This is a genomic window from Pseudoalteromonas sp. SR45-4 (genome assembly GCF_014163535.1).
In the GTDB taxonomy this organism is placed as follows: Bacteria; Pseudomonadota; Gammaproteobacteria; order Enterobacterales; family Alteromonadaceae; genus Pseudoalteromonas; species Pseudoalteromonas nigrifaciens.
The window spans coordinates 1-477 of sequence record NZ_JACJDO010000114.1 but is presented as its reverse complement, the minus strand read 5'-3'; the positions used below and the strand labels follow the sequence as shown (position 1 = coordinate 477).

The following is a 477-nucleotide window of genomic DNA, read 5'->3' as shown; positions in this document are numbered from 1 at the left end:
GCAGACGTGTTTGCACATTTCAGTGCAATTTCAGGCGACGGTTTCAAAACTTTAGCTGAAGGCCAACGTGTACAGTTTACTGTTACTCAAGGTCAAAAAGGCCCACAAGCCGAAAACATTGTTTGCATCTAATTGCATAACAATTTAATGGGTTAGCAATAACCCATTTAGAATACTAGTTTGAAAGAAGTTCTGTTTTATTTGTTAGTACCGAGTTGTTTTAGTAATAATCCTACGCGTTATCCTCAAGTTAACTATTTTTTCCGGCTCAATCGCCTCTTTTCAGGCACACTTATATTAATTTTTTAGGATACATATTATGTCTAATACAACTACTGGTTCAGTAAAATGGTTTAACGAAGCAAAAGGTTTTGGCTTTATCGAGCAAGAATCTGGCGCAGACGTGTTTGCACATTTCAGTGCAATTTCAGGCGACGGTTTCAAAACTTTAGCTGAAGGCCAACGTGTACAGTTTAC

General features: G+C 37.7%; 2 protein-coding genes. Both read left to right on the top strand.

Going from position 1 to position 477, the window contains the following annotated elements; all coding sequences use genetic code 11:
- Positions 1-132 (top strand): cold shock domain-containing protein (locus H5058_RS18215; RefSeq protein WP_182678595.1); only part of this gene is annotated, 132 nt, incomplete at its 5' end.
- A gap of 187 nt (positions 133-319) precedes the next feature.
- Positions 320-477 (top strand): cold shock domain-containing protein (locus tag H5058_RS18210; protein WP_182679393.1); only part of this gene is annotated, 158 nt, incomplete at its 3' end.